The following is a 7346-nucleotide window of genomic DNA, read 5'->3' as shown; positions in this document are numbered from 1 at the left end:
CGCGGTGCCGGTGCCAGTGCCAGTGCCAGTGCCAGTGCCGGCGAGCGTGCGCAGCTGAGGACGCGAGCGGGCCCGGCGACCGTCAGCGGCCTGTCGGGCGCCGGCGCGGCTACAGCAGCTCGTCCTTGGTGTAGAGAGCGACCTTCCGTGCCCCCTCCGCGCCGTACGCGAACCCGAAGACGAGCCGGAACACGCCGAGTCGGGTCTGCTCGGGGATCTGGATGGCGAGCCCCTCCGGCTCCCGGTAGTCGACGCCGTCGCCGCCGAAGGCCATGGAACGGGCGGTCTTCACGATCTGACCGGTGGTGAGGTCGACCGAGGTGATGAAGGTGTTGCCGCCGTTGTCCTTCGAGGAGACGACCACCTCCTTGCCGCCGATGAGCTGGGTCGTGCCGTAATGGTCGCCGTGGAGGAGATAGAGGTAGCGGCCGGCCACGGTGAAGCCCTGGAAGGTGGGCCGGCCGTAGCGTGACGCGTCGACCTGGATCTGCGGTTCCGCGATCTCGGCGACCGGCTCGCTGAAGACGCCCTTGCGCGCCTGGTCGAGGTCGTGGAGCCGGTAGCGGACCGTGCCGTCCTGCACGTAGCGGTGCAGCAGCCGGCCGTGCACCGGGTCGACGGCGACCCCGTTGTACGTGCTCGGGCCGGCGGGTTCGTAGGTGACCAGGGAGGCGCTGTCCAGCACCTTGCCGTTCTCGAACTTGAACCGGGTGATCCTGGTGCCGAAACCCGGGGCTGCGGCTGCGGGGTTGTCCGTCCACACCGCCGGGTCCGGGACGGGCGGGACTGCCGCTTCCGTCCACAGGTACGCATCGCCGCCGCTCGGTTCCACGCCGATGCCCACGCCGTGGCCGCAGCCGCGCAGGTGCATGCGGCCCAGACTGGTGCCTTCGTAGTCCCACTTGGTGATGGTCAGGTCGCCGTTGGCGGCCCGCGCCGCCCCGCTCACCGGCCCGCTCTCGCCGGACAGCGTTCGGCCGCCCTGGGTGACCTGGACCAGGTAGACGTGGCGGTTGACGTTGTCGAAGGCGAAGGACTGCAGGACGGTGGCGTCCTCAAGGGTCTTCTCCACCCGCCACGGTTGCGACTGCGCGCTCACGTCGACGACGGGGCAGGGAAGACGCAGCGCCGGGGAGGACGCTGCGGGGGTGGCGGTCTGCGCGGCGGAGGGGTCGGTCTCGGCGGCAGCGGCGGGGGCCTGCGCGGCGGCCGGGCCGGCCCCGGCCGCCAGGACGGTGCCGGCGGCGAGCGCCGTGGTGCCGCCCCACGTGAGTATCGAGCGGCGGCTCGGTCCGGCGGACTTGTCGTTGATCATGAAGCACATCCTCACCCCGGGCCCGACACGACTTCAACTTCCCGAGGACCGTCGACGGCATCCTGGTCGGCCATCCGCGCACGTCCGGGCACGCAGCAGCGCGGACGGCCGGAGCAGTCGCCGGCCCGAGACGACCAGGCCATCCCGACAGATCGCCTGTACGGAGCCATGGCGTCCGGGCCGCGCGCACGAACACATGCCCGGCGGCGTCCAGGGCGGCGGAGCCTCGCTCGTAGCCGATGGCACCGGGGCGCAGCCGGGTGTCCTAGCCAGGGCGTGGATCCCGGGCTTGCGGTTGACGCTGCGGCAGCTTCTACGGTCGTGACCAGGGCCGGAACGACCGGCCCGGCGAGACCAAGGTACGGAACGAGAACGATGGACCTGTCGATCGCGGAGGTGGCCCGGCTGTCGGGCGTGACCACCCGGACGTTGCGGCACTACGACGAGATCGGCCTCCTGCCGCCGGCCCGGATCGCCGCCAACGGGCACCGGCACTACGGGGAGACGCAGCTCCTGACGCTGCAACAGATCCTCGTGCTGCGGGCGCTCGGCGTCGGCCTCGCGGACATCGGCCGAATCCTCTCCGAGCAGGTGGACGAGGTGGAGGCCCTGCGCGGCCACCACCACCGTCTCCTCGCCGAACGGGACCGGCTGGACACCCTGGCCACCACCGTCGCCCGCACCCTCGCCGACCTGGAGCGATCCCGAAAGGACGGCCAGCCCATGACCATCAACCGCCCGGAGAACCTCTTCGAGGGCATCCAGCCCGACCAGTACGAGGACGGCCTCCAGGACTTCCCCGAGCTCGCCGAGGCGACCAACCGCCGCACCGCGACGATGAACGCCGCCGAGCTCGAGGCGGGCCAGCGCGAGCGAACGGCCGGGATGATCCGCCTCGCGGAGCTACTGGCGGCCGGCACCCCGGCCTCCGCCGACTCCGTCCAGGCCGAGATCGACGCCCAGTACCGCTCGCTCGCCGAGCTGCACCCCGTCACGCCTGAGGAGTTCCGCGCCATGGGCCTCGGCTGCGTGCAGAACCCGTCCTGGCGCGTCGCCTACGAGGCTGTCAGTCCCGGCCTGGCCGAGTACCAGCACACCGCGATCGAGTTCTACGCCACCACCCGCCTGGTCTGACCCGGCGCCGGCGCTCCTCCTCTTCCCACCGGACGGTGGAGGAGCGCACGGCTCGGCCGACCCCCGGCCCTACCGCGGCGATCAACAAGCTGAAGACCTTCCGCGCGGTTGCGACCAGCTTCGACAAGCGCGGCCATGTCTACCTCGGAACCGTCACAGCAGCCGCGCTCGTCATCTGGCTCCGCTCGTGATCGCCAGGACACTGCCTAGCGGAAGGCGGCGACGTTGCGGGCGGCCCAGGCCGAGAACGGGCGCGGGGCGCGGCCGAGGACCCGCTGGACGTCCGGGCTGATGCGCAGTTCGGCCGGGTTCGGTGCGCCGAGGATGTCCAGGGTGTCGTCGGCGAGCTCCGCCGGCATGGCCCGGCTCATGGCGGCCCTGGCCTCGGCGCGGGTGAGCTCGTGGAACCGCACCGGTGAGCCCAGCGCATCGGCGATCGCGGCCGCCTGCCGGCGGGGCGTGATCACCTCGGGGCCGGTCAACTGGTACACGCCACCGGCGTGCCGGTGGTCCAGCAGGCAGGCCGCCGCCACCTCCGCGATGTCCGCCGGGTCGACGACCGGCACGCCGACATCGCCGAAGGGCGCGGCGACAAGCCCCTGCGCACGGACGGACTCGGCCCACCAGAGAGCGTTGGAGGCGAAGCCGCCCGGCTGCAGGATCGCCCACTCCAGACCGGATTCCCGCAGCGTGTCCTCGAGTTCGCGCATCGCGATCCGCGTCGGGCCGAAGGGCCTGGTCACCACGCCCTGGGTGGAGAGCAGCACGACCCGACGGACCCCGGCAGCCGCGGCCTCGCCGATGAGGTCGGCGGGGTTGCCCCCGGCGGCGTGCAGGTCGCCGGAGAGCAGCAGGAAGAGCGCCGCCGCCCCGGCCAGCGCGGGCTTGAGCTCGGCCGGCCTGGCCAGGTCGGCCGCCAGATGGCGGACGCCGTTCGGCACCGCCGCCGAGTGCCGCGACACCGCCGTCACCTGCTGCCCCGCCTCGGTCAGCGCCTGCGTCAACGGCCGGCCGATGTTCCCGGTCGCTCCGGTCACCACGATCATGATCAGCTCCTCGTCAGATGTCCTCGGTGGCTCCGACGTTAGGAGGACGGGCTAACTCCTGGTAAGGACATACCTGGAGGTAAGCTCATGGCATGGCGGGAGGGGTGCAGTCCAGAGGGGCTGAGGCAGGCAGTCGGTATGACGTGTTTCACACCGACTGCCCGGCGCGCGACGTCGTCGACCACATCACCAGCAGGTGGGGCGTCTGGGTGCTGATCTCCCTGCGGAGCAACGACCTGCGCTTCTTCGAGCTGCGCGAGAGCATCCGCGGCATCAGCGAGAAGATGCTCGCCCAGACCCTGCGGGCGCTGGTCCAGGACGGCCTGGTCTGGCGGGAGGTCGAGCCGACGACGCCGCCTCAGGTCACCTACGGCCTGTCCGAGTTCGGCCGTGAGGTCAGCGAGCCGCTGACGGAGCTGTTCGATCGGATCACCCGACGACTGCCGCGGGGCCCCGGCGCGGGCTAGAGGTCGGCCGGACGACGAAGCAGCCGGTGTCGTCGGCCTTTGGCCTGGACGAGTTCCAGGAGGGCGGCGATGGTTCGCGCCGCGCGCCGGCAGCGAGTCCAGGATCCGGTTCGACGGCGACCAGCGGTGGAGCGGGCCGACCTCCTGGAGGAGGCCGCCGCCCGCAAGGGCATGGAGCAGAGGAACGGGGTACCCGCCTGTCACCTCGGCGGCCGTCTGACCGCCGAGCAGATCAAGGCCTCAAGCCCCAGGAGTACGAGCGGATGGTCGCGAAGGGGGTCAAGGGCGTCGACCACGATGTCTGGATCGATCTCAAAACTCATAATCGATTATTGATCTGATCATCTATCATGTGACCATGACTCAGACGACCCAGACCTCGCCCCCGGCGGGGAAGCAGATGCTCTCCGAGCAGGTCTACATGCGCCTGCGGGATGCGATCATGCGCGGGGACCACGCCCCCGGTGACGCCCTCAAACCCCAGGACCTCGCCAAGGAGCAGGGCGTGAGCCTGGCCGTCGTGCGCGAGGCGCTCGTGCGGGTGGTCGGCGACGGCCTCGCCGACCGGCTGCCCAACCGCGGCTTCGCCGTCCCGGCCTACTCCGACCGCCGCTGGCAGGAGATCACGGAGGCCCGCCGGACCGTCGAACCGGTCATGCTGCGCATGTCCGTCGAACGCGGCGACGTGGACTGGGAAGCCCGCGTACGGGCCGCCCACCACCGTCTGGCCCGCACGCCGGCGTACGTACCGGAGGAGGGCAGGCACTACAGCAGCGCATGGGCCGAGGCGCACCGCCTCTTCCACCGCACCCTGCTGGAGGGGTGCGGCAACCTCGTCCTGATGGAGACCTTCGACCGGCTGTGGACCGCGAGCGAGCTGGCCCGCCGCTGGTCGGCGCACCGCAGCCCCGGCCGGGACGCCCTCCTCGAACACCGCCGGCTGGAGGAGGCGGCCCTCGCCCGTGACGCCGACACCGCAGCCGAGGTGCTGACCCGGCACCTCACCCGGACCGCGGCCGCACTGACCGACTGCCCCCACCACGAGACCGCGGGCGAAGCCTGATGCACCCCGCCCATCCGGGCGCACGACCGCACGACCCCACGACCGCTCCTGGTCACCGGCACACGACCACACCTGATCACCGACACCGGAGGCACAGCATGACTTCCTACGAGGCGGGCGCGGGCCGCCGCTGCCACAACGCCGTCAGCCCCCTGCACGCATCGGTGTACTTCGCACCGGAGCCGCAGGACGAACTCGCGGCACTCGGGCTGGAGCGCGGAGCGATGGTCTACCTCGCGAGCCGCGCGGCACCGCTCGGAGCCGTCGACGCGGGCACCGTCACCGCGACGTTCTACAACTTCAACCACGAACACGTGCAGCGGTACATCCCCGCCGCGTGGACCCTCGCCACACCGCAGAACGTGCTCACGGCACGGCTGCGCGGCGCGGACCGGACACTGCGGCGGCTGCTCGGGAAAGAGGCCCTCACGTCCGCGGACATGATCGAGGCAGCCGAACTGGCACTGCACGCCACCGAAGCCTGCCGCCGGGAGGCACGGCCGCTGTACGCCGCCAACGCCGGCCTGCCCGTACCCGAGGAACCGCACCTGGCCCTGTGGCACGCCGCGACACTGCTGCGCGAGCACCGGGGTGACGGCCACCTCGCCGCGCTGGCGGTCGCCGGCCTGTCCGGCATCGAGGCGCTGGTGCTGCACAACGCCACCGGCACGGCACCGACATCGGCCCTGTTCATGCGGACCCGCGGGTGGTCCGCGCAGCAGTGGGACACCGCCCGGGACCGGTTGCGCGAGCGCGGCCTGCTGGACGAGGCAGGCGAGCTCACGCAGGCCGGCGCGACCCTGCGCGAGGAGACCGAGGCACTCACCGACCGCCTCGACGCCGCCCCGTACGACCACCTCGGCCCGGCCGCCACCGCGCGCCTCACTGAACTGGCGGGCGGATTCACCAAGACCCTCAGGGCAGCGGGCGCCTTTCCCCCGGTGCACTTCGGCAAGGGCTGAGAGCAGGGACCGGGAGCCCGGCGCCCCGTCATGGCTACGGCCCGGCCGGGCCACCGGAGAGCCGGCGGATCGAGCCGAATTCCCGCCACGCCGGGCCCGGGCGACTTAACATACATACATGAATGTACGTCATGAGCCGCGCGCGGCCCGGCCCTCCGGGCAGGCCGCGCGCAGTGCGCGCTCCCGCAGCGCCCTGCTGGAGTCCGCCGCCCGCGGTCTGTCCCGGTACGGCTACGGCGGCCTCGCCCTGGAGCAGGTGGCCGCCGACGCCGGGTACACCCGCGGCGCGCTGTACCACCAGTTCAAGGGGAAGGAGGAGCTCACCCTGGCCGCCCTCGCCTGGGTCCTCCAGGCATGGGAGCAGGAGGTGGGCGCCCTCGTCGAACGCGAGCCGGAGCCCGTCGCGGCGCTGCTGGCCATGGCCCGCGGTCACGCCGTGTTCTGCCGCCGCGACATCGCCCGCATGGCGCTCGCGCTGCGGCTGGAGTTCAGCGGGCAGGACCATCCGGTGGGGCGCGCGGTGGAGGACGCCTACGCCTCGCTCGTCGCCGACTGCGAGCGTCTCGTCGAGGCCGGCCGGGCGTCGGGGGCGATCCCGTCCGGCCCGCCGGCCCGCACGCTCGCACTCGCCTTCGCCGGCGCCCTCGAAGGAGCCGTCGTCTCCCTGGCCGGCCAGGCCCCGTACGACGAGATGCTCGCCGAACGCGCCGCGGCCGGCGTCCTGGGCGTGCGGCCCCCGGAGCGGACGGAGGAGCAGGAATGAGGATCCCGAGGACCACCCACCGCTCCCGCCCCTGGCGCATTCACGCCCTGGCACCGGACTTCCGCGTCGAGGACGTGTGGGCGCTGCCGACCCCCGGCGGGCCCGGCGACCTCCCGCTGCTGGTCGAGTGGTTCACCGAGGACGACGGCCCCAACCCGTTCTCCGGCCCCGCCCGCCTGCTGTTCTCCATCCGGGTACGCCTGGGCAGGCTCCTCGGCTGGGACAAGGACGGTACGGGAGTCGGCGCGCGGGTGCCGTCGCTGCGGGCCCGGCTTCCCGAGGACCTGCGCCAGGGCCCGCGCGGCCCGGACCTGCCGTCGCTGCCCTTCACCTCCGTCTTCCTGACGGACACCGAGTGGGCGGCCGAGAGCGCCAACGCCACCGTGCACACCGTGCTCCACATCGGTTGGGTCGCGGACCAGAGCGGCCGCCACCACGGGGAGATGACCGTCCTGGTGAAGCCGAACGGCCTGCTCGGCAGGGCCTACATGAGCGCGATCGCGCCGTTCCGCCACCTGATCGTCTATCCCGCGCTGATGGGCATGATCCGACGCGACTGGGGGCGGGCGAGGACGGCCCCGGCGACCGGCCACCGC

Annotated in this window: 8 protein-coding genes and 1 pseudogene; 7 read left to right on the top strand and 2 right to left on the bottom strand. The window is 72.5% G+C overall.

Annotated elements, in window-relative coordinates:
• Nucleotides 1-109: 109 nt before the first annotated feature.
• Entirely contained in the window at nt 110-1315 is a 1206-nt protein-coding gene (locus tag ABZ885_RS32115) for a teichoic acid biosynthesis protein C (protein ID WP_360196442.1), read from the bottom strand.
• Between the two features lie 375 nt (nt 1316-1690).
• On the opposite strand from ABZ885_RS32115, the gene ABZ885_RS32110 reads away from it, so the two are divergent.
• Both ABZ885_RS32110 and ABZ885_RS32105 read left to right on the top strand, forming a co-directional pair.
• Entirely contained in the window at nt 1691-2449 is a 759-nt protein-coding gene (locus ABZ885_RS32110) for a MerR family transcriptional regulator (RefSeq protein WP_360196439.1), read from the top strand.
• A gap of 80 nt (nt 2450-2529) precedes the next feature.
• A pseudogene (locus ABZ885_RS32105) lies at nt 2530-2640 on the top strand (IS5/IS1182 family transposase); the annotation flags it as partial.
• Between the two features lie 15 nt (nt 2641-2655).
• Here ABZ885_RS32105 and ABZ885_RS32100 read toward each other — a convergent pair.
• Entirely contained in the window at nt 2656-3495 is an 840-nt protein-coding gene (locus ABZ885_RS32100) for an NAD(P)H-binding protein (RefSeq protein WP_360196436.1), read from the bottom strand.
• Nucleotides 3496-3587: 92 nt separating this feature from the next.
• On the opposite strand from ABZ885_RS32100, the gene ABZ885_RS32095 reads away from it, so the two are divergent.
• From ABZ885_RS32095 to ABZ885_RS32075, 5 genes are all read left to right on the top strand, one after another.
• The gene (locus ABZ885_RS32095; protein WP_360196433.1) at nt 3588-3962 is read left to right on the top strand and encodes a helix-turn-helix domain-containing protein; all 375 of its coding nucleotides are present in this window, start codon (nt 3588-3590) and stop codon (nt 3960-3962) included.
• Between the two features lie 358 nt (nt 3963-4320).
• A complete protein-coding gene (locus ABZ885_RS32090; RefSeq protein ID WP_360196430.1) occupies nt 4321-5025 on the top strand; it encodes a GntR family transcriptional regulator in 705 nt (234 codons plus the stop codon).
• Nucleotides 5026-5123: 98 nt separating this feature from the next.
• Nucleotides 5124-5987 (top strand): hypothetical protein, encoded by an 864-nt coding sequence (locus ABZ885_RS32085; protein ID WP_360196427.1) that lies wholly within the window; start codon nt 5124-5126, stop codon nt 5985-5987.
• 118 nt (nt 5988-6105) lie between these two features.
• On the top strand, nt 6106-6750 hold the full coding sequence (locus tag ABZ885_RS32080; protein ID WP_360196424.1) for a TetR/AcrR family transcriptional regulator: 645 nt from the start codon (nt 6106-6108) through the stop codon (nt 6748-6750).
• Nucleotides 6747-7346, top strand: a 600-nt coding sequence (locus tag ABZ885_RS32075; protein WP_360196422.1) for a DUF2867 domain-containing protein, incomplete at its 3' end; no start/stop codon positions are given. The genes ABZ885_RS32080 and ABZ885_RS32075, both read left to right, overlap by 4 nt.

Origin of the sequence: Kitasatospora sp. NPDC047058, assembly GCF_040643935.1 — a bacterium.
In the GTDB taxonomy this organism is placed as follows: domain Bacteria; phylum Actinomycetota; class Actinomycetes; order Streptomycetales; family Streptomycetaceae; genus Kitasatospora.
This window is presented reverse-complemented; position numbering and strand designations above follow the sequence as displayed.